Annotated in this window: 17 protein-coding genes; 16 read left to right on the top strand and 1 reads right to left on the bottom strand. The window is 58.2% G+C overall.

What is annotated here, in order from left to right; translation table 11 throughout:
• Positions 1–6 precede the first annotated feature (6 nt).
• The 15 genes from GXM22_RS11630 (at position 7) to GXM22_RS11560 (ending at position 17,940) form a co-directional block, all read left to right on the top strand.
• A complete protein-coding gene (locus tag GXM22_RS11630; protein WP_005931639.1) occupies positions 7–1,518 on the top strand; it encodes a carboxylesterase/lipase family protein in 1,512 nt (503 codons plus the stop codon).
• Between the two features lie 225 nt (positions 1,519–1,743).
• Positions 1,744–4,239, top strand: coding sequence for a winged helix-turn-helix domain-containing protein (locus tag GXM22_RS11625; RefSeq protein ID WP_099357289.1), 2,496 nt, complete (start codon positions 1,744–1,746; stop codon positions 4,237–4,239).
• A 106-nt stretch (positions 4,240–4,345) separates the two neighbouring features.
• On the top strand, positions 4,346–5,164 hold the full coding sequence (locus GXM22_RS11620) for a hypothetical protein (RefSeq protein WP_035393727.1): 819 nt from the start codon (positions 4,346–4,348) through the stop codon (positions 5,162–5,164).
• 5 nt (positions 5,165–5,169) lie between these two features.
• Complete coding sequence (locus GXM22_RS11615) at positions 5,170–5,607, top strand: hypothetical protein (protein ID WP_097773489.1); 438 nt, start codon at positions 5,170–5,172, stop codon at positions 5,605–5,607.
• A gap of 38 nt (positions 5,608–5,645) precedes the next feature.
• Positions 5,646–6,236, top strand: a complete 591-nt coding sequence (locus tag GXM22_RS11610; RefSeq protein WP_005931631.1) for a hypothetical protein — start codon at positions 5,646–5,648, stop codon at positions 6,234–6,236.
• A gap of 15 nt (positions 6,237–6,251) precedes the next feature.
• Entirely contained in the window at positions 6,252–7,094 is an 843-nt protein-coding gene (locus GXM22_RS11605; RefSeq protein ID WP_005931628.1) for a hypothetical protein, read from the top strand.
• A gap of 17 nt (positions 7,095–7,111) precedes the next feature.
• Positions 7,112–7,738: a hypothetical protein gene (locus GXM22_RS11600; RefSeq protein WP_005931626.1), complete on the top strand. Its 627-nt coding sequence runs from the start codon at positions 7,112–7,114 to the stop codon at positions 7,736–7,738.
• 11 nt (positions 7,739–7,749) lie between these two features.
• Complete coding sequence (locus GXM22_RS11595) at positions 7,750–7,941, top strand: hypothetical protein (RefSeq protein WP_005931622.1); 192 nt, start codon at positions 7,750–7,752, stop codon at positions 7,939–7,941.
• Between the two features lie 16 nt (positions 7,942–7,957).
• Positions 7,958–9,001, top strand: a complete 1,044-nt coding sequence (locus GXM22_RS11590; protein ID WP_005931619.1) for a hypothetical protein — start codon at positions 7,958–7,960, stop codon at positions 8,999–9,001.
• Positions 9,002–9,026: 25 nt separating this feature from the next.
• Positions 9,027–9,761, top strand: coding sequence for a DUF3137 domain-containing protein (locus GXM22_RS11585; protein WP_005931616.1), 735 nt, complete (start codon positions 9,027–9,029; stop codon positions 9,759–9,761).
• A 217-nt stretch (positions 9,762–9,978) separates the two neighbouring features.
• Complete coding sequence (locus GXM22_RS11580; RefSeq protein ID WP_035393724.1) at positions 9,979–12,894, top strand: DNA translocase FtsK; 2,916 nt, start codon at positions 9,979–9,981, stop codon at positions 12,892–12,894.
• 28 nt (positions 12,895–12,922) lie between these two features.
• Positions 12,923–13,870 (top strand): DNA cytosine methyltransferase, encoded by a 948-nt coding sequence (locus GXM22_RS11575; RefSeq protein WP_035393721.1) that lies wholly within the window; start codon positions 12,923–12,925, stop codon positions 13,868–13,870.
• On the top strand, positions 13,857–14,723 hold the full coding sequence (locus tag GXM22_RS11570) for an NgoMIV family type II restriction endonuclease (RefSeq protein WP_005931608.1): 867 nt from the start codon (positions 13,857–13,859) through the stop codon (positions 14,721–14,723). Before GXM22_RS11575 ends, GXM22_RS11570 begins: the two co-directional genes overlap by 14 nt.
• A 56-nt stretch (positions 14,724–14,779) precedes the next feature.
• Positions 14,780–16,846, top strand: coding sequence for a YgiQ family radical SAM protein (locus GXM22_RS11565; protein ID WP_099357290.1), 2,067 nt, complete (start codon positions 14,780–14,782; stop codon positions 16,844–16,846).
• Entirely contained in the window at positions 16,819–17,940 is a 1,122-nt protein-coding gene (locus tag GXM22_RS11560; protein WP_099357291.1) for an MBL fold metallo-hydrolase, read from the top strand. Before GXM22_RS11565 ends, GXM22_RS11560 begins: the two co-directional genes overlap by 28 nt.
• 64 nt (positions 17,941–18,004) lie before the next feature.
• On the opposite strand, the gene uidA is transcribed toward GXM22_RS11560, so the two are convergent.
• Entirely contained in the window at positions 18,005–19,831 is a 1,827-nt protein-coding gene (gene uidA / locus GXM22_RS11555) for a beta-glucuronidase (protein WP_005931592.1), read from the bottom strand.
• 414 nt (positions 19,832–20,245) lie between these two features.
• On the opposite strand from uidA, the gene GXM22_RS11550 reads away from it, so the two are divergent.
• On the top strand, positions 20,246–21,634 hold the full coding sequence (locus tag GXM22_RS11550) for an MFS transporter (RefSeq protein WP_005931581.1): 1,389 nt from the start codon (positions 20,246–20,248) through the stop codon (positions 21,632–21,634).
• The last annotated feature ends 129 nt before the right edge of the window (positions 21,635–21,763 follow it).

Genomic DNA, 21,763 nt, shown 5'->3' with positions numbered 1-21,763 from the left:
TCATTTATGGAAAAGGCATTTTGCTGTGCGCCGGATTTTCCGGTGGTTCAGACAAATTACGGTCCGGTGCGGGGATATCGCTTCCGGGAGATCAGCAGCTTCAAGGGCATCCCGTATGGGCGGGCGGTGCGCTTCCATGCACCCCAGCCGCCCCAGCCTTGGGCAGAGCCGCTGGACGCTTCCAGTTACGGCTGCGTCTGCCCTCTGCTGAGCATCGACAAGCCCAGCGGCGAACTGCGTGTGCCCCACCGCTACTGGGTGCAGGATGAGGACTGCCTGAACCTGAACATCTGGACCCCGGCCTGCGATGCCCAAAAGCGGCCGGTGATGGTCTGGCTCCATGGCGGCGGATTTTTTGCCGGCTCGTCCATTGAGCAGGTGGCCTACGAGGGCGGAAACATGGCGCGGGAAGGGGACTGCGTGGTGGTGTCACTGAACCACCGGTTGAACATCCTGGGCTACTTGGATCTCTCCGATTTTGGGGAGGAGTACGCAAACTCCGGCAATGCGGGTGGGGATGATATCATCCTGGCACTGCAGTGGGTGCGGGACAATATTGCAGCGTTTGGCGGCGATCCCGGCTGCGTGACGGTATTCGGCCAGTCCGGCGGCGGAGCCAAAGTGACAACGCTGCTGCAGACCCCGGCAGCAGATGGCCTGTACCACAGGGCGATGATAATGAGTGGTGTGCTGGAAGGTTTGCTGAACGACAGTGTCGGCAGCGGCAGGGACTGTGTGCAGGCGCTGATGCAGGAGCTTGGCGTGCAGACAGCACAGCAGCTGGAAACTGTGCCCTACCACCAACTGGCGCAGGCTTACCGGAACGTCAGCCCGGCTCTGAAAGCAAAAGGCGCGAACGTGGGCCAAAGTCCCCACCCGAACCGCTTCTATCTTGGAGATCCGCTCCATAACGGCAGTGGGTTTCGGCCCGAGACTGCAGACGTTCCGGTGCTGATCGGTACGGTTTATTCGGAGTTCTACGGTTTCTTTGATGGACTGAAAGGAGTCGGCCCGGAGGAAGCAGTGGGCCTGTCTGCCGCAGAGACCCTGCGGGAGCAGTTCCGCACTGCCTACCCGCACCGCCCGGAGGAAGACCTGCTGCTGGCAGATACCAGCTTCCGCGCCCCCACGATCAAATATGTCCGGGAGCGTGCCAAGGCGGGCGGAAAGGTGTACAGTTATCTGTTTGATCAGGATTTCCCTCTGATGGGAAAAAGCACCCCGTGGCACTGTGCGGATATCCCATTTGTGTTCCACAACACAGAGCTTGTGCCAGTGTGTGCCTTTGAGGGAGCAAAGCAGCTGGAAACGGAAATTTTTGGCGCTGTGATGCAGTTTGCCCGTACCGGTGCGCCGGGCTGGGCTGCCAGTACGGAGGATGTGGAACAGACCATGCTTTTCGGCCCCCAAAGCCGTCTGGTGCAGAACCACGATCACGCACTGATCGAAGCATTGGCACCCTTCACAGATTTACGGATGAAAAAAGCGACCCGGGCAGGCGGACAGATCCAGCATTAAAAAGCGCCGTTCAATACGCGGGAATTCCGGGAAACATAAAGCAGAACAGGCATCCTGCGTTACCGTTTGGCGGTATCGGGCAGGATGCCTGTTCTGCTATGATGAAGAAGAATGGGGGGAGAATGGCTCAGTTAGATAAAAACAGCGTGCAGCTTTTCCGCATTTATGCTATACTTGACACAGCGGATCACAGGATCCTCCGGATGGGGAAAAGGAGCAAAAACGATGCGGAAACTGGACCTGAATGCGATCTATATTTCGGAGCGGGTGCAGGAGACCCTGCGCCCTGTTTCAGTCAGTGCACTGACGGCGGTGGTGGCTCCCATGGGCTATGGCAAGACCACTGCCATCAACTGGTTTCTGAACCAGCGCAAGCAGACGGAAAATGCAGTCATCCTGCGGGTGAATATCTATTCTGACAATCGCTCCATCTTCTGGAAAAGCGTACAGAATGCCTTTGCAGCAGCGGGGCTGACTGCACTGGCGGGCTGCGAGTACCCGGAGGATGCCAGCAGTGCGGCCCAGCTGATGGATGACCTGTGCACGGTGCTGGCGGGGGACAGGCCCTGCTACCTGTTTCTGGATGATTTCCACCTGTTAAAGGACGAAAAAGCGGCGAAGTTTTTGTGCGGACTGGCAAATCGCCTGCCGGAGAACGTTCACCTGATCGTGGCAAGCCGGAACAACTTTCTGCCCAAAGAGGAGATCCTCCGGCTGGGGCACCGCCTGCACCGCATTGGCAAGGAACAGCTGCGGCTCAACCATACCGAGCTTGCCCACTACGCCCACCGCTGCGGCATGGACCTGACCGAAGCACAGGTGGATAGCCTTCTGCGCTCCTGCGAGGGGTGGTTCTCCGCCATCTACCTGAACCTCCACTCCCTGGCTGAACGGGGCATCCTGCTGAGTGAGGACGCGGACATTTATTCCATGTTCGCGGCGGCGATGCTGGAAAACCTGCCGCCCAAAATGCAGGAATTCCTTGCCATGATGGGGCTTGCGGATGAATTCACTGTGGAAATGGCACAGGCCGTGACTGAAATGCCGGACGCAGCGGAGATCCTGCGGACCCTGACCGAGCAGAACGCCTTTGTGACCCGTCTGCCGGACGGAAAGACCTTCCGGTTCCATCACATGCTCAAGGAGTGTGCCGAGCGGCTGTTTGCCCGGTTGGCACCAGAGAAGCAGGATGCCTGCCGGAAGCGGTACGGGGCGTGGTATGAGGCAAAGCTGCAGTATCTCCACGCCCTGACTGCCTACGAGGCGTGCGGGGATTACGATGCGGCATTGCAGGTCATTGAGCGGGATGCGGGGATCCTGCTGACCTCCCTTGGTTCGGCAGAGCTGCTGGAACGGCTGGGGCGCTGCCCGGTGGAAACGCTCAAGCAGCACCCGTTTGCCATTCTGGTGCTGATGCGCTGCATGTTCAACTGGCGGCAGATCCCCAAAATGATGGAGCTGAAGGAGCTTCTGCTGACCACGGTGGCAGAGCATCCGGAGTGGTCTCAGGAGGAAAAAGGCAACCTGCTGGGAGAGTGTGACCTGATCCTGAGCTTTCTCATGTATAACGATATCTCTGCCATGAGCCGCCTGCACCGCAGTGCCAGTGCACAGATGTCCCACCCGGCCAGCAGCATCCAGAACAGCGGCGGATGGACCTTCGGTTCGCCCTCGGTGCTGATGATGTTTCATCGCCAGCCCGGTCAGCTGGACCGGGAGCTGGCGGAGATGGATGAGTGTATGCCCCACTATTATAAGATCACCAACGGGCACGGCATGGGGGCGGAGACCATCATGCGGGCAGAAGCGGATCTGCAACAGGGGCAGTTCGATGATGCGCAGATCCTGCTGGAGCGTGCCTATGCACAGATCGAGGGGAACGGTCAGACCAACATGACCCTCTGCTGTGATTTTCTGGCGTGGCGGCTGTCCCTCTGCGGGCCGTACACGCCCCGGGTCCCGCTGGAAGTACGGCGGGAAGAGCTGCTCCGGCAGCACAATATGGCATGGCGCAATCTGTTCCATGCCATCTGTGCCTATTACTACGCGCTGCGGGGGCAGACGGACGGCATCCCGGAGGTGTACGCCGCCCACCGCATGAACACCGTAAACACCCTTGCTCCCGGCAAACCCATGATCGGGCTGATCGAAAATCAGGTGTATCTGGCACAGGGAGAATGGGCCCGGGTGCTGGGCCGCGGCCCGGGGCTGCTGGCTATGTGCGAGGCCCTTCACTACGATCTGGTGGCCCTGCATCTGCGGATCCAGATGGCGGCAGCCTGTGCCCGGCTGGGCAGGCAGGACGAGGGGCGCAGCCTGCTGGAGCAGGCGTTGGCGCAGGCCGCCCTGGACGGCTTTGTAGTGCCCTTTGCAGAAAACTTCCGGGATCTGGAACCTCTGCTGGAAGCAGCGCAGGAAGGGCCGCATGCCAATGCTGTCCGGTGCATCCTTGCTCTGGGCGCAGCGCAGCAGGAACGCTGCCGGGCGTTGAACCGCAGCGAAGCCCTGCCCGAAGCGGCCGCCCGGCTCACAGAGCGGGAGCTGGCTCTGGCAAGGCTCATTGCAGACCGCTGCACCAACAAAGAGATCGCTGCCCGGCTGTTCCTCTCCGAAGGCACCGTGAAGCAGTATACCAACCAGCTTTATTCCAAGCTGGGCATTGGCGGCGGCGCGCGCACGAAGCGTGCCCAGCTGGCAGAATTGTTTGCAAAAAAATACTAACCTCAGGTTAATAGCATTTTGGAAAGATCTACGCTACATTAAAGGTGTAACGTGGATCTTTTTGTTTTATCTGAACAAAAATCCCGGAAAAGGAAGGAGGAATACGATGAAACAGAGAAAGAACATCGCTGCCCTGAGCCTGCTGCTGGCAGGGTGCATCTGCCTTTCTGCCTGCGGAGGAGGCACGGCAGAGCCTTCCCCCAGCTCGGAAGCGGAGGAAGCGCCCTATTCTGCACAAAGCCCGGATACATCCTCTGTGACCGAGTTGAGCGACGAACAGCAGGAAGCGCTGGACGACTGGCTCTGGTATGAGCGGGGCGACTACACCTCGGAAAACTGGTACCACATCGGCTCCGACGGCACGGTGGAGATGCACGGCGAATACGGCTCCACCGATGACACCTACACCGCCTACCCCATGAAGGGAACGGTCTACAACATGGAGGGCTTTGACATCGGCCCGGACGATGTGCCTTTCCTGAGCCTTCAGATGGAGGAGAACGTCTTCAACAGCGTGGAGATCATCGAGGACGGACGGGCTTTTCTGACCGGAAATGCAAGCTCCTTCCCGAGTTACTACATCCGCTCCGACTACACCGATGACGAGGACCTGCACAATGCCTGCGTGCTGATGTACCGGCAGTGGCGGCTGGACGAGGAGCATCTGTACCTCAACTTCTACCCCAACCACGGCTTCATCCTGTATGGCCAGAAAGACCTGGGGGACAGCGTCTACGGCTTTGATGCCGACAGCGTGTATACCGGTCAGTGGATGGTGGACGGCGATGCAGTAAGCCTTTTCTGGGACGATGGCACCGAGGACACCGCTGTCCTGATCCCCAATGAGCATCCGGGCGATGTTGGGGAGGACGTGAGCACCCTGAGCATGAACGGCACCGACCTGCTTTTCAACAACAGGTGGTAAAAAAGATGAAAAAACAAATCGGTATCCTGCTGGCGGCAATTCTGATCCTGCTTCTGGGATGGAACCTCCTTTCAGCTCCTGCAGTACGGGAAACTGACCCGCCGGAGGAGGACATTGCCGGAAGCGATTGGCGCACCTGGGGCATCATCGACGATCAGGGGACGCTGGTGCGGGGCGGGGAGGCCATCGACTTCTGCGCCTGCGTCCACACCGGGGACACCGCCCTCTACTATGATACAGAGGATCAGGTGCTGCTGGCCGAACTGGTCTACCCCGCCCCTGTGGAGAATGCGGAGGAACGCTACCTCGGCATGGAGATCACAGACCGGAACGGCGATGGCAGCAGCGATATCCTGCTCCGCTTTTCGCAGGGAAAAGGAACCCTGGAACTGCTCTTCTGCTGGGACCCGGAGACAGAGAACTTTCTGTCTGTTCCGTCATAACCAAATCTGAAATCATTTTGCAATAGGGAGGCATTTTTATGAAAAACACGATGAAACGCACCCTTGGGTTCTTTGCGGCTGCGCTGCTGACCATGACGCTGGCACTCAGCGCCTATGCATCCGGCCACGACCTGACCTTTACCGACAAAGGCAACCGGATGCACGTCAAGGACAAGACCGTTCATGTGCAGACCTATTACCCTTATGAGTATTATGTGCTGGACGTTCTGGACGACGCACTGGTGGTGGCGAACCCCGAATGGGACGACTGTGGTTTTGCGGTCTGCCGCAGGATCACCAATGAATACCTGGACTATACCGGCTCCGATGATGACTTTGTTCTGGACTACGCAGAGGAATATCTGGAGTATGATTTCCAGCAGCTGTACGGCGGTCAGTGGCCCGATACCTCCTGGGAAGTGGTGGATGAGAGCAGCGCCACCAACCGTGTTGCAACCATGCGGGGCTATATCTGGAACGATGAGATGGATGCCTATATGTGGACTGTGATCTACTGGGACACCAGCTACAACAACGTGATGGCCAAGACCTTCTTTGTTCCGGAGTACAACGGCTACGATAAGGCAGACAAGATGGGCAAAAAAGTGAGCAGCACCGTCGGGTGCTGATGGGAGTGATGCGGTATGAGGAAACGGAACCGTGCCCCGCAGGAAAAGATGCCGGATGAGGAGTTTTCCCGCCGCATCCTGTTTTACGGCCATTTGGCAAACCTCTGCGCCTACGGCTGCATTGCAGGTGCCGTGCTGGGTGTTCTGGCAGGCATCCTGCTTGAAAGCTTTGCAGCGGGCTGCGTCATCGTGATGCTTGTGATCGTAGCAGCGGTATTTTTGATCCAGCTGATCCACGCCATGCAGAGCGCTTTGATCCTCGGGCAGCTGGGCGACGGCTTTCTGGATGCACTGCGCAAGGCCTTTGGCCCGCAGCCGGAGCACAAACAGTGGCCCATGAGCAATGAACTGGTGCGGCGTTCCGGGCTTTTTCCGGAGGAATGGGAATCTGCCAGTGCCCGCGGCAGCTACGAGGGCAGCTATCAGGGCATCCCCTTTGCCATGCACAACGCTTCCCTCACCCATGTCTGGGAGGTGCGGGACCCCATGCCCGACGACCCACACAACACCCGCACCTGCTCCAAAACGATCTTCAAGGGGTTGTTTCTGGTCTGCCGGATGCGCAGGCCGGTGGCGCAGGAAGCGTTCGTCCTGCCCGGAAGCCCCCGCCCCGGCTTTGGCCCGGAGTTGGAAAACTGGGAGCAGCAGCTGCGGAGGGCAGTGGATGCCCGGGAACTGCGGATGAGCTTCCGGGGGGATCTGATGTTTGCCGCTTTTGCCACCGACCGGCAGATCATGGCTGTTTCCAAGGATATCGACCCGAAGATCATTGAGGAATACCGCCGCAGTTTTCAGGACTCGGTTGACCTGATGAAGGGTTTGATGGAAGCTGTGGCGCAGAATACGGAGCTGTTCTGAAACAGGAGGAACGACAAATGAAACACATTGCACTTTTGCTTGCCGCACTGCTGGTCTTTTCCCTGACCGGCTGCAGCAGTTCCGAGGCCGCAGGAACGGCTTCGGACACCGACAAGGCGGGAGCCTATGAGGTCATCCCGCCGGAGGACGGCCGGGGCGACCTGATCCCTGCCTCTTCGGACGTGGCGAGTATCCCGGTGCTGGTGGGCGGCGGCCTGCCCTTTACCAGCATGGAAAACCTGATGAACGAGAACTACGAGGATGGCACTTACACCTATGAGGATATGACCCAGGACGGTTCGGTGCTGGTGGTGGATATGGCGTTCCAGTCGCTGCGGACCGACGAGACCGTGGAGGAATACGCAGAATATGCCGCCCAATTTGCGGCCCTGGATACCGGCGAGGGAGAACCCTATAACGTCACCTGCTTCCAGGATGAGGACTACACCCAGAATCTTTCCTACCCGGTGTACATTGTCTGGTACACCACAGGATCGGGGGAGGACCAGCGGGAATGGATGGTCTACACGGTAGACACCGACGACTACACCTATCTCTATGCCTTTGGCACCATTGCTGATGAGGCAGACGACATGCAGGATGTGTTCTACAACATCTGCGATCAGCTTGAGCTGGTGAATTGAGGGCTGAGAATATGACACTGGAACGATCGGTTCTGCTGCTTGTGCTGACGCTGGCCGGGCTGTATGTGCTGCCCCGGCTTTTGCCGCGGAAGCCCCGGCTGCGCCGGGGGCTTCAGGTCCTGTGCATCATGGCGGCAATGCTGGATGCGGCGTATATCCTGCTGACGCTGCTGTTTGTCTGGGCAGCGGGGCAGAAACTTTGAAGAGGAGAAAACGACCATGAAACACAAAACACGTCTGCTGCCCCTTGCCGGCCTTCTGCTGGCGGGAGGCATCCTCTGTACCGGCTGCGGCGGTGCTGCCCCGGCCAGCAGTGCTCCGGCTGCCGTCAGCACGGCTTCCTCTGTGGAGGAGGTCAGTGCCATGGATGGTTACGACTACCTCAATGATTATATCGGTCTGTGGGGCTATTACGACATCGACCTCTGGCTCCGTGTCCATGAGGACAGCACCTTTGAATTCGTCAACTCTGAGGATGAGGCCATTTACACCGGCACGGCAGATGCGGACGAATACGGTATGGATCTCTATTTCGACGATGATACCCCGCAGATGCGGCTGGATCTTTCCGTCAGCGGCGACCTGCTGGAGGTGGGGTCTTCGGATGCGCTGCACCCGGTGGATGCCATCGTCTCCCGGGCGACCTGCTTTGAGAAAAATGGGCTGGAGATCAATGCCGCCGTGGATTCCTCTGACCCCATCCAGCTGGACAGCGGCGTGTGCAGCTTTACCGGAAAGGGCAGCGGCTACAACACCGACCTGTGCTACTGGCAGGTGACAAAGTATAACGATGTGACCCACGACGGCATCCGGGAGATCCAGTTCGATGCGGTCTGCTACATCCCGGATTCCTCCATCCCCTACTTTGGACAGACCTACGAAACCTACATCTCCAGCGAGCTCTACGATGCCTATACCGGCACATGGCTCACGGCATCCACCGCCAGAGGAGATACGGGCCGGGACAAGAACCATTATTATCACACAGTGTACTGGAACGACAACGCTTACGACATCGAGTTCTTCTTCTCCACCGACTGGAATATGAGCAGCACCAGTGACGACAAGATCTTTACCAAGAGCTATGTGGTCTATCTGCCCGAGGATTACGATGGGCTGGTGTTTGCCGCACAGGCGCAGCCGGACAATTATGCCGATGCCATGGCGCTGGACAACTTGGAAAATGTCAGCCCTGAGGGCAACATCATGGATCTTTCCCCGCTGGACCCCTACGCCAGCCTGTACTTTAACATCTGCGGCTGAGCCGGACAGAGGAAAGGAGGACACTATGCCCTATGGAATGCTCTTTGTGATCGCAGTGGTGCTTCTTCTGGGGTGGCTGCACAGCAGCCGGAAGGAGGCCGCACGGCAGGATGCGGATCGCCGCATCGTTCCGGTGGTGCTGGATGCCGTGTTTCAGGAGGTGCAGTTTGCACCCAATGGCCGGATCACCTGCTTTGGAGAATCGGGGCTTCCGCTGCCCCAGTATGACCGCATGACCGGCGGGGAACACGTCCGGGCAAAGTACCGGGGCTATGAGGTGGAGCTGTGTAGCATCGAACTGGACCGGGATGTCAGCTATACGGACCCAGACGACCCCACTGTGGTCAATGCGCCGTCCTATGACACGGTCTACGCCGGTCTGTGGGGCATCTGCCGGTACGGTACACCAATGCCGGTGAGCCTGACCTTTACCCCAAGAGGGAAGCTGGGGCAGCTTGTCCGGAGCGCATCGGTGCAAAACCCCGTGGACGGCTTTGAACAGCAGTTCAAGCTGACAGCAGACGATGACACCGCCCGGAACGTCTGTCTGACGGAGGAAAAATGCCGGAAGCTACTGGCCCTGGCCGGAACAGCCGAGGGCAGCTTCAGCGGAAGCCTGCACCGGGACGGCACCCTGTATTTTGCCGTGGAAAACAACAAGGGGCTTTTCAAGGGCAGCGGCAGTGACGATGTCCTGCGGGAAAAGTTTGCCCGGCAGCTGAAGTGGTGTACCGATGTTATGGATGTTTTTGCACCCTGAATGGGGCTGAAATTAAAAAATGCAGTACCTTCTCTGCGCTTTCTCGCATGGAAGGTACTGCATTTTTGCTTGCTGCCTTATCTGTGCAGAATGGATGCCGCACGCGGCATTCAAGGGTCAAACCGGTCTGCATTCTATAATTGCCACTTGACCCAACCCGTGGTATAATGAAAGAATCGAATACTATGGGAACAAAGGACAGGGGTCAGAACAGAAAATGGCAAAACGAAAGCGAAAAACAACTGCAAAGCGCGCGTCTGCACGCAGAAAAAGCCGGGCCGAGGAGCGGATGCCGGCGGGGCTGGGCACCCTGTTTGTGGGGCTGCTGCTCATCGTGCTGGCGTTCGTGGAGGGGGACTCCGTCTGGAAGAGCGCCCACCAGATCCTATTCGGGCTGTTCGGCTGCGGCAGCTTTGTGCTGGGCGCGGCGGTGTGCTATCTGGCCATCCTCTACACCCGGGGGCAGGACCTGCTGATGCAGGTGTTCAAGCTGCTGCTGGGGCTGATCTTTGCCAGCGGCACGGTCATCGTGTTTTCGGATATCTCCGCCGACTTGACCGCTGCCCAGATGATCGCTGCCTGCTACCAGAACGGCGCAAACGCCTGGCTGGGCGGCGGCGTGCTGGGCACTCTGCTGGGCGGCAACCTGCTCCTGCTCTGCGGGCGGCCTGCGGCCAATCTGGTCATGGCGGTGCTGGCCCTGTGCGCCAGCCTGTATATTTTTGATATCACCCCTGCCGAGTGCTGGCAGTGGCTCTGCAATGTGGGCGGCGGTGTGCATGAAAAAGGCGTGGCGGTCTATGAGCAGAACGCCGCCCGCCGTGCTGAGCGCCTTGCGGCCCGGCAGGCGGAAGAGGAGTACTGCGCCGAGGAACCTGCGGACGATTACGATGATAATTTCGATGAGGAAGACGTGCCCGGCGGCATTCCGGTGCCCGGGTGGCTGTCCGGCGTGTTCAGCTGGGGCCACAAGGTGACCAAGGAGATGGAAGGCGAAGCGGAACCTGCTCCCGTGGACGATTCTCTGGGCTACGAGCCGCCTGCGCCGGTGGAGCCGGAACCGGCTCCCGCCCAGCCTGCCCCAGCCTTTGAGCCGGTCAAGGTGACCTCCAACCATCCCCGCGCGGCGTTTGATATTGATCTTGGGCCGGATACCTCTGTTTCCGAGGGCGGAAGCGAGCCCATTGAGCCCATCATCATCGGGCCGGGCGGCACCTTTGGGCAGGACCCGCTCCAAAAGGCCCCGCCCCGGGCCATCGTCAAACCGGTGGTGCCGGATGCCGTGGAGACTGCCGCCGAGGATTTCTTCGCGCCCGCCGGATCGCCTGCTCCGGCCCCGGTGGTGAATCCCACCGTGCCGCCTGCGGCCCCGGAAGCCCCTGCGGCTGCACCGGCAGAGCCCGTGCAGCCTGAGATGCCGGTGTTCCAGACCCCCACCCTGCCCACTACGGATGAGCCGGTGGTGCCGGTGCGGGTCAGCGCGGAAAACGCGGTGGCCATGCGCAGTGAACCGGACGAGGACGGCTGGATCAGCATTACCAGCGAACCGGTGGAGGAAAAAGACCTGAACACGCTGGTGGCGGCTGCCATGGAAAAACCCGCCGCAGGCGAGCAGGCTGCCGCCACCGCCCCGGCCGAGGAGCCGGAGGTGGTGGAGACCTTCCAGTATCAGTACCCCAGCATCGAGCTGTTTGAAAAGTCTGCCGAGGAGGGGGACCCCGGTGCCCAGGACGAGCTGAAGGCCAACGCCCAGAAGCTGGTGGACACGCTGGAAAGCTTCGGCGTGCGCACCCGGGTGCTGGATATCTCGCGGGGCCCCTCCGTTACCCGGTACGAGGTCCAGCCCATGGCGGGCGTGAAGATCAGCCGCATCACCTCGCTGGCCGATGATATCGCCCTGAACCTTGCCGTGGCCGATGTCCGCATGGAAGCACCCATCCCCGGCAAACCTGCCGTGGGCATCGAGGTGCCCAACCACAAAAAGACCCCCGTTTTTATCCGCAGTGTCTTTGAAAGCCAGGCCTTCCTGCGGATGACTTCGCCCTTGGGCGTGGCGCTGGGCAAGGACATTGCCGGTGTGGCCCAGGTGGCCGACCTGTGCAAGATGCCCCATCTGCTCATCGCGGGCAGCACCGGCAGCGGTAAATCTGTCTGTGTGAACAGCATCATCATCAGCATCCTGTTCCGCTCCAGCCCCGAGGACGTGAAGCTCATGCTCATCGACCCCAAGGTGGTGGAGCTGGCAGAGTACAACGGCATCCCCCACCTGCTGATGCCCGTCATCACCGAGCCGAAAAAGGCGGCGGGTGCATTGAGCAGCGCGGTGCAGGAGATGGAGCGCCGCTACCACCTGTTTGCGGAAAACAATGTCCGTGACATCAAATCCTTCAACAAGCTGGCGGCCACCGATCCCATGCTGGAAAAGATGCCCTATATCGCCATCATCATCGACGAGCTGGCCGATCTGATGATGGTCGTGGGCAAGGACGTGGAGGATTCCATCTGCCGCATTGCCCAGAAGGCCCGTGCCGCCGGAATGCACCTCATCGTTGCCACCCAGCGCCCCAGCGTGGATGTCATCACCGGCCTGATCAAGGCCAACATCCCCAGCCGCATTGCCTTTGCCGTGTCCAGCCAGGTGGACAGCCGCACCATTCTGGATGGTGCCGGTGCCGAGAAGCTGCTGGGCCAGGGCGACATGCTTTTTATGCCTGTGGGCGCGCCCAAGCCGGTGCGTATCCAGGGCACCTTTGTGCGGGATGAGGAGATCAGCCGCGTGCTGGACTTCATCAAGCAGAGCGCCACCGTCCAGTACGACGAGGCCATGATCGAAGCCATGGAAAAGCACGCCATTCAGGATGGCAAGAAGGGCGCATCCTCTGCAGATGCGGATGAGGAGACCGGCAGCGACCCGATGCTCAAGCAGGCCGTTGAGGTGGTCATCGATGCCGGGCAGGCATCCACCAGCCTGCTGCAGCGCCGCTGTAAGCTGGGTTATGCCCGCGCCGCCCGCATCATGGATGAGATGGAGCAGAAGGGCATCATCGGCCCCTATGAGGGTGCCAAGCCCCGCGCTGTCCTCATCAGCCGCCAGCAGTGGCTGGAGATGCAGATGAATCAGCCGGAGGAATAATTATAGTTTTATATAGGAGCAATAACTAATGCGACGGCCTTTAACGTGTGTTGAAATATGTGCAGGTGCGGGAGGGCAGGCTTTGGGTCTTGCAATGGCGGGTTTTGTCCATGTTGCACTTGTTGAATATGAACAAGAGTACTGTAATGTTCTGAAAGCGAACCGTCCGGAATGGAATGTTATTTGTGCAGATGTCCATAAGTTTGATGGTCATCCATATGAAGGAGTGGACTTGCTGGCAGGAGGTGTCCCATGCCCGCCGTTTTCTGTTGCAGGAAAGCAATTAGGTAAGGATGATGAGCGTGACCTGTTTCCGGAAGCAATTCGTTTGATTCGAGAGATTCGTCCAAGAGCTGTTATGCTGGAAAATGTTCGAGGTTTTCTGGACTCTGGCTTCGAGGAATACCGAGACCATATTTTTACAGAGATAAAGAAGCTAGGGTATGTTACACACATTAAATTATTGAATGCCTCAGATTATGGGGTGCCCCAGCTTCGTCCAAGGGTTGTTATAGTTGGAATCCGAAAAGATCAGGCAGGGGCATTTGAATATCCACAAGAGCATCCAAGAGAATCTCCTACGGTTGGAGAGACACTGTGCGATCTGATGTCACAAAATGGATGGAAAGGTGCAAAAAAATGGGCTGAAGGAGCTGATAGGATTGCACCTACACTGGTTGGAGGCTCTAAAAAGCATGGCGGACCGGACCTTGGCCCGACAAGAGCAAAAAATGCATGGGCAGAGCTTGGCGTTGACGGAAAGGGAATTGCAAATGAGGCACCGGAACAGGATTTTGACGGGATGCCACGTCTGACCAGTCGAATGATGGCACGCATCCAAGGTTTTCCAGACACATGGACTTTTGGAAGCAAAAAGACTATTGCCTGTAGAATGATCGGCAATGCTTTTCCGCCACCGGTGGCGCAGGCTGTTGGAATTGAAATCAGGAGGTGCTTAGAAAATGCCGAAAGATGAAGTCTTGATTGCAATGGAACGCAAGAGATACCATGAGAGACTGCTGCAGACTGGTACATTGGCAATCAATGCAAATGGTGTTGCCACAAATGCAGACAAAGACAGTGTGATATCTGTAATGATTGCTAAAGGAATTGCCGAGCAGCTGATGGCAGAAACCAATGAGCGTGTTGCAGGTCAAACAGCAGGAGCGTCATTTGAAATGCTTACGATGGAGTTTGTAAAGAGAACGTTCCCACAGCTGCAACATCTTAGACCGGGCAATTGGGAAGTCCTTAAACTTGGAAATAGAAGCAGGACGAAAACATCAACATTCGCTCAATATGAACATTTGGCGTATTTGACCGAACTGACAAAAGCTAACAGAAAATTGTCAGCTATGATTGGAAATGACTATATGGTAGCACCTGATATTGTTGTTTACCGAAACCTTTGTTCTGATGAGGAAATAAACGCAACAGAACCTATCGTAAATGATACTGTGTGTCGGTATGCTGATTTGAGAGAAAAGAATGGTGGCAAAGCAATCTTACATGCTTCTGTTTCGGCAAAATGGACAATGAGATCTGATCGAGCACAAAACAGTCGTACGGAAGCATTAAATCTGATTCGTAATAGAAAAGGGCATCTTCCGCATATTGTTGTTGTCACGGGAGAACCTCTTCCATCCAGAATTGCATCACTTGCACTTGGGACAGGGGACATTGATTGTGTATATCACTTTGCATTGCCGGAATTGATCGCGTCAGTTAACTCAACAGAACGGGCAGATGTGATAGAAACACTTAAAACATTGGTGGAAGGAAAAAGATTGAAAGATATTTCGGATTTGCCGTTAGATCTTTCCGTATAATGAGATGAATTGCGTTCTAAAAGACTTCATAAGTGTGAAGTGAGGATATAAAGGATATGCAGGAAAATACTTCCCCGATCTATACCGAATTTCTTCCCATCAGCCGGGCGGACATGGAAGCCCGGGGGTGGGATCAGCTGGACTTTGTGGTGGTGGGCGGCGATGCCTACGTTGACCACCCCAGCTTTGGCACCGCCATCATCAGCCGCCTGCTGGAGGCCGAGGGCTATAAGGTCGGCGTGCTGGCCCAGCCCCGTTATTCCGACTGCGAGGACTTCAAGCGGTTCGGCAGGCCGAAGTACGGCTTTTTCATCGGCGGCGGCAACGTGGACAGCATGGTGAGCCACTACTCCGTGGCAAAAATTCCGCGTGCCGAGGACGAATACTCTCCCGGCGGCATCGGCGGCGCGCGGCCTGACCGCAGCGCCACCGTTTACACCAGGCTGGCCAAGGAGGCCTACCCCGACCTGCCTGTGATCCTGGGCGGTCTGGAGGCTTCTCTGCGCCGGTTTGCCCACTACGATTACTGGCTGGACACCGTTCTGCCCAGCATTGCAGAGGACTCCGGAGCCGATCTCATCAGCTTTGGCATGGGCGAGCACCAGACCGTGGAGATCGCCCGGCGGCTGGCGGCAGGGGAGCCGGTGGAGTCCATCACCGATGTGGATGGCACCTGCTACCTGACCGATTTCGACCACCTGCCCGAAAAGTATGTGGAGTGCGCCGGTTTCCGGAAAGTGGCCTCCGATAAGGTGGCCTACGCCAAAGCCTGCCGCATCCAGATGGACAATCAGGATGTGGTCAGCGGCCAGATCATTGTCCAGAAGCAGAGTGAAAAGTACCTTGTGCAGAACATCCCGGCAAAGCCGTTGGTGCGCTGGGAGCTGGACAAGGTGTATGCGCTGCCCTACACCCGCCGCTACCACCCCATCTACGAGAGCATGGGCGGCGTGCCTGCCATCCGGGAGGTGCAGTTCTCCATCATCCAGAACCGCGGCTGCTTCGGCGGCTGCAACTTCTGCGCCATCCAGCTGCATCAGGGCCGCCGGGTCACCAGCCGCAGTGCCGACAGCATTGTGGCCGAGGCCGAGCGGATGACCCATGAGCCTGATTTCAAGGGCTACATCCACGATATCGGCGGCCCCACCGCCAACTTCCGGTTCCCGTCCTGCCGGGAGCAGATGCTGCGGGGCATGTGCAATGGCGGCAAGCACTGCCTGGCCCCCACCACCTGCTCCCACATGATCGTGGATCACAGCGATTACCTCAAGATCCTGCGCCGTGTCCGGGAACTGCCCGGCGTGAAAAAGGTGTTCATCCGCAGCGGCATCCGGTTCGATTACCTGATGGCTGACCCGGACGACACCTTCTTCAAGGAGCTGGTGGAGTATCACGTCTCCGGCCAGCTGAAGGTGGCCCCGGAGCACTGCGCCCCCAACACACTGGCCTACATGGGCAAGCCGCCCATCCAGACCTTCAACAAGTTCAAGGATAAGTTCTACGAGCTGAGCAAGAAGGCGGGCAAAAAGCAGTACCTCGTGCCCTACCTGATGTCCAGCCACCCGGGCAGCACCCTGAGCGATGCCGTCTATCTGGCCGAGTATCTCTACAAAAACCACATGCGCCCCGAGCAGGTGCAGGATTTCTATCCCACCCCCGGCACGGTGAGCACCTGCATGTTCTACACCGGCCTTGACCCCTACACCCTCAAGCCTGTGTTCGTGGAAAAGACTGCGGAGGGAAAAGCGCTCCAGCGCGCCCTGCTCCAGTATTACGAGCCCCGCAATGCCGAAAAGGTCATCAAAGCGCTGAAAATGACCCACAGGGAGGACCTGATCCCGCTGCTGGTGCCCGCCGAGGGCCGCCGCGCGGTCCAGCGCTCTGCCCGCCGGGCCGAGCCTGCCGAGGTGACCATCCACAACGACGGCACCTATACCGTCCGCTCCAACAAGGGCAGGGGAGGCAGGAATCAGAGCCGCGGAGCCGCCCCGGCCCGCACCGCAGGCGGCCGCCAGCCCAGCCCCGGCGCACGCTTTGCGCCCAACGGCACGGCACCCCGTAAGCCGAAGAATGATCAACAGAAAGAGAATACAGCGTGGAAAACTTCAAAAAAGAAAAAGTAAGCTTTTGGCGGCGCATTGCCGCTCTGGCCCTGGCTGCGGCGCTGGCCCTTGGCCTTGCCGCCTGTGATGCCTCGGCGGTGGTGCCGGGCAGCAGCACTCCTACGGTCAGCACTGCCCAGCCTGCCGGAGACGGCCAGACCGCCAACTTTGAGATGCACTTCCTGGATGTGGGGCAGGCCCTGAGCGTGCTGGTGGAATGTGACGGCCAGTATATGCTCTACGACGGCGGCAATGTGGACGATGGCAGCTATGTCGTCTCCTACCTGCAGAATCTCGGTGTGGAGGAGTTGCAGTATGTGTTCTGCTCCCACGCCCATGAGGATCATGTGGGCGGCCTGTCCGCTGCGCTGGCCTATTTTCCGGCAGACCATGTGTACAGCCCCGTGACGGAAGCCTCCACCAAGTGCTTTCAGGATTTCGTCAAGTACACCGGGCAGCAGGGCCTGCAGGTGGAGGTGCCCGCCGTGGGCACGGTCTGGCCGCTGGGCAGCGCCACTGTGACCATGATGGGCCCTGTGGCGCAGTATGACAACACCAACGATACCTCCATCGTTCTGCGGGTGGACTACGGCTCCACCAGCTTTCTGCTCACCGGCGATATGGAATCGGATGCGGAGCGCGATCTTGTGAACAGCGGTGCCAACCTGAAGGCAGATGTTCTGCAGGTGGGCCACCACGGCTCCAGCACCAGTACGAGCTACATCTTCCTGAACGCCGTCCTGCCCGAGATGGGCATCATCTCCTGCGGTGTGAACAACAAGTACGGCCACCCCCACGAGGAGACCCTGAGCATCCTGCGGGATGCGGGCGTGGATGTTTACCGCACGGACCTGCTGGGGGCCATTGTGATCGGTTCCGATGGACAGAACTATACCATCCGCACCGAGAAAACGGCTACCGATGCTGAGCTCAACCACACCGACCCGGCGGCAGCGTCCACCGCGCAGCAGGGGTATATCGGCAACGTGAACAGCAAAAAGTTCCACCTGCCCAGCTGTGCAAACCTCCCTGCGGAGAAGAACCAGATCCTCTTCTCCAGCTACGAGGAGGCCATTGCGGCAGGGTACAGCCCGTGCTCGAGCTGCATCAAGTAAAAAGCATATCAAACAAGCAGCGCCCTGCCGGGGCAAACCGGCAGGGCGCTGCTGTTTTTTGGGATCATTTTTTTCGCTTCTTGAAATCGACCGGCAGCGTTGTCCACCGCTTCCGGAAGAGGTACGCCGCATCCTTGGGCTGGCGCTGGCGGGTAAAGATGCCTTTTTTGTTGCCGTCCACCCGCAGGATGCCCTCGGTGGTCTGGAAATCGGCAAAATTCCACACCAGCTCACCCTGTACGAAATCGTAGTGGTCGAACACGGCGTGGGTCATCTCCAGATATTCATTCTGGTACTCGGCACTCCACATCACACTGGGGAGCTTGTGCGCACCGCTCAGGTTGTCGGTGCCGTACTCAGTGAAGATGAGTGGGCGGCCATGCAGGACTTTTGCCCAGCCGTCCATCTCATGGTGGAAGGCGGCTTCAGCATCTGCCAGCCCGGCCCCGCCCAGTACATACCAGCCGTAGTAGCGGTTCAGGCTGACGAAATCGGCAAAGCGCTGGCCCTTGCTGGTGTCGGGCAGGCTGGTCATCAGGACCGTATAAGTACGGGGGCGCTTCTGGGGGTCGAGGCGGCGGGCCAGCTCAAACAGGGGCTTGAAATATTCCTCCGTGCCCGCGCTGGTACACTGAGGCTCGTTGAGCAGGCTCCATGCGATGACCGAGGGGTGGTTTTTGTCCCGGTCGATCATATCGGTCAGGGCTGCCTTGTGGTTCTTGAGCAGCGCAGGCGTGGTCTCCTTCTCAAAAAAGCCCTGCTGCCTGCCGTTGCCCTGATTGGCGGCCAGGAAGTTGGCTGTGCTCTGCATAAAGCCCACGGCGGGGACTTCGTCAATGATGAGGAAGCCCTCCTCATCGGCCATCTGGTAGATCTCCTCGGCGTAGGGGTAGTGGCTGGTGCGGAAGCAGTTTGCGCCGATCCACTTCATCAGCTCAAAATCCCGCTTGACGGTGGGCAGATCAAGCCCGCGGCCCCGGATGTCGGCATCCTCGTGCCGGCCGAAGCCCCGCAGATAGACCGGGCTGCCGTTGAGCAGGAAACGCCCGTGCCGGATCTCAAAGGTGCGGATGCCGATCCGGTCCAGATACTCGTCCACCACCGCGCTGCCCTCGTGGATGCGGATGACCAGATCGTAGAGATAGGCGGCGTGGACATTCCACAGCCTGGCGTTTTTGACCACCAGCGTGCCGGTGGTGCCGGAGCTTTCGGCCACCCGGGTGGTGCCGTCGTAAAGCTCCACAGTCACGGGGTGGGGGCCGTTGGTGGACACGGTATAGTCGATCTCGGCCCCGGTCTCGGTCAGGCGGTATCGTGTGGAATAATCCAGCACCCGCTCCTTGGGCAGGGCCATCAGCCAGACGGGCCGGTGGATGCCGGCGTAGTTGTAAAAATCAAAGTAGGGTGCGGCGATCTTTCTGCCATCCGCAAGGGTACAGGTGGTGCCTGCGGGTAGCATCGTCTCGCTGAGCTCGTTGTTCGCCAGAACACTGAGCTTGTTGAACTGGTTGTAGCGCACGATGTTGGTCACGGTGGCATCAAAGGGCAGGAAGCCGCCCTCGTGTTGGGCCACCTCCACGCCATTGACAAAGACCCGGGCCCGGTGGGTGACCGAGCCAAACCGGAGAACAATGTCCCAGCCGCTCCATTCCGCAGGGACAAAAAAGCTGGTCTCGTACCAGAAATCACCGCAGTATTCGCGGGAGGCCTTGTCGGTGAACAGGTCGCAGAAGGAGGCGGGTACCGGCATGGAAAGAGAGGAGGGTAGGTCCAGCGCCCATCCGGCCTCCACACCCTTGCTCTCGGGGTCGAAGCTGAAACGCCACATCCCGTCCAGGCCGATGAGACGGCGGGTGGTGGTAGCGCGGGGATACAGCAGGGAGCGGTTCATCAGGATGACCTCACATTCATCAGCCCGGCGGCATTTTGCGTGCCACAGGGGCGTTTATTGTCTTTGTACCCAGTATGACAGAAATTTTATAAAAGGGATAGAAAGATTTTTGAATAAATCCAGACTTTTTTCAGGAAAAAAGGCGCTGCTCTGGGCAGAATACCTATTATCTCCGTCCGGGTTTAAAAACTTCCGTAAAGAGTGCCACAAAAAGTGAATGCTGGGAAAAAGAGGAAAAACAGAATGTGAACAAAATGTGAAAATGTACAAAAACAATACCTTAAAATTGTACGAATTCACCTAAAAAATATTCTAACATTTTTTGATAAAAGTTTGTCATAATATTGGAGTACAAACTTGGATACAGCAGAAGGGACGCTGTACCGTTTGAATTGACCACCGAAGGAGAATACAATGGCAAATGAAATGCAAAAGACCACCCCGTTTGGGATGCGGGACAAGGTCGGCTATATGTTCGGCGATTTCGCCAACGATTTTACTTTTATCCTGTCGTCCAGCTTCCTGATGAAGTTCTATACCGACGTGATGGGCGTGAGCGCCGGTGTTGTGGGCATGATCATGATGATCGCCCGCTTTGTGGATGCCTTTACCGATGTGACCATGGGCCAGATCGTGGACCGCTCCAAGCCCACCAGGGACGGCAAGTTCCGCCCCTGGCTCAAGCGGATGTGCGGCCCTGTGGCCATCGCATCCTTCCTCATCTTCCAGTCCGGTCTGGCCGGGATGTCCTACGGCTTCAAGGTGGCATGGCTCTTTGTGACCTATATCCTGTGGGGCTCCATCTTCTACACCTCCGTCAACATCCCTTACGGCTCCATGGCTTCCGCCATCTCTGCTGACCCCAAGGATCGCGCAGAGCTGTCCACCTGGCGTACCATCGGCAGCACCCTGGCCAGCCTTGTGATCGGCGTTGGCACCCCCATGGTGGCTTACGTCACCGTCAATGGCCAGACGGTCCTCTCCGGCAGCCGCATGACCATCATTGCAGGTGTTTTCTCTGTCTGCGCCATCCTCTGCTACCTGCTCTGCTTTAACCTGGTGCGTGAGCGTGTGGATGTGCCCGCCAACGACAGCAAGATGGACATTGGCAAGATGCTCAAGAGCGTGTTCACCAACCGTGCCCTGCTGGGCATCATTGCTGCCGCCCTCTTCCTGCTGCTGGCCATGCTGACCATGCAGGGCATGGCAGGCTATGTGTTCCCCAACTTCTACGGCAGCGCCGCCGCCCAGTCTACCGCTTCTCTGCTGAGCAGCGTGCTGATCCTGCTCGTCTGCGCACCCTTTGCCTCCAAGCTGGCCAACCGGTTCGGTAAAAAAGAGCTGGCCACCGTATCCTGCATCGTGGCCACGGTGCTGGAGGTCATCTGCTTTGTTCTCAAGCCCACCAATGTCTGGGTCTATGTCGGCTTCTTCTGCGCCGCCTTCATCTGCCTGGGCTTCTTCAACACCATCATCTGGGCAATGATCACCGATGTCATCGATGATTCCGAGGTCCGCAACGGCATCCGTGAGGACGGAACCATCTATGCGGTCTACTCCTTTGCCCGCAAGCTGGGTCAGGCGTTCTCTTCCGGCCTGACCGGCGGCCTGCTGACCATGATCGGTTACAGCGCTGCCACTGCCTTTGACCCGGAGGTCACCATGGGCATCTTCAACATCTCCTGTATTGCCCCCGCCATCGGCTTCATGGCCGTGGCCCTGAGCCTGTTCTTCATCTACCCCCTGACCAAACAGAAGGTGGAGGAGAACGTGGCCGCACTGGCACAGCGCCATAATAAGTAAGGAAACGGATCAAGCCGCCCACGGGAAATTCCTGTGGGCGGCTTGTTTCTGCTTCAAAATTGATGTATACTAATATATCAGGAATGACACAATGGCACGAGCGGAACAACAGGAAAAAGGAGCGGTGTA

The sequence above is a fragment of the Faecalibacterium duncaniae genome (assembly GCF_010509575.1).
Classification (GTDB): Bacteria; Bacillota; Clostridia; order Oscillospirales; family Ruminococcaceae; genus Faecalibacterium; species Faecalibacterium duncaniae.
Note: the sequence above shows the minus strand (reverse complement) of the source record. Positions and strands in the feature narration are given on the sequence as shown.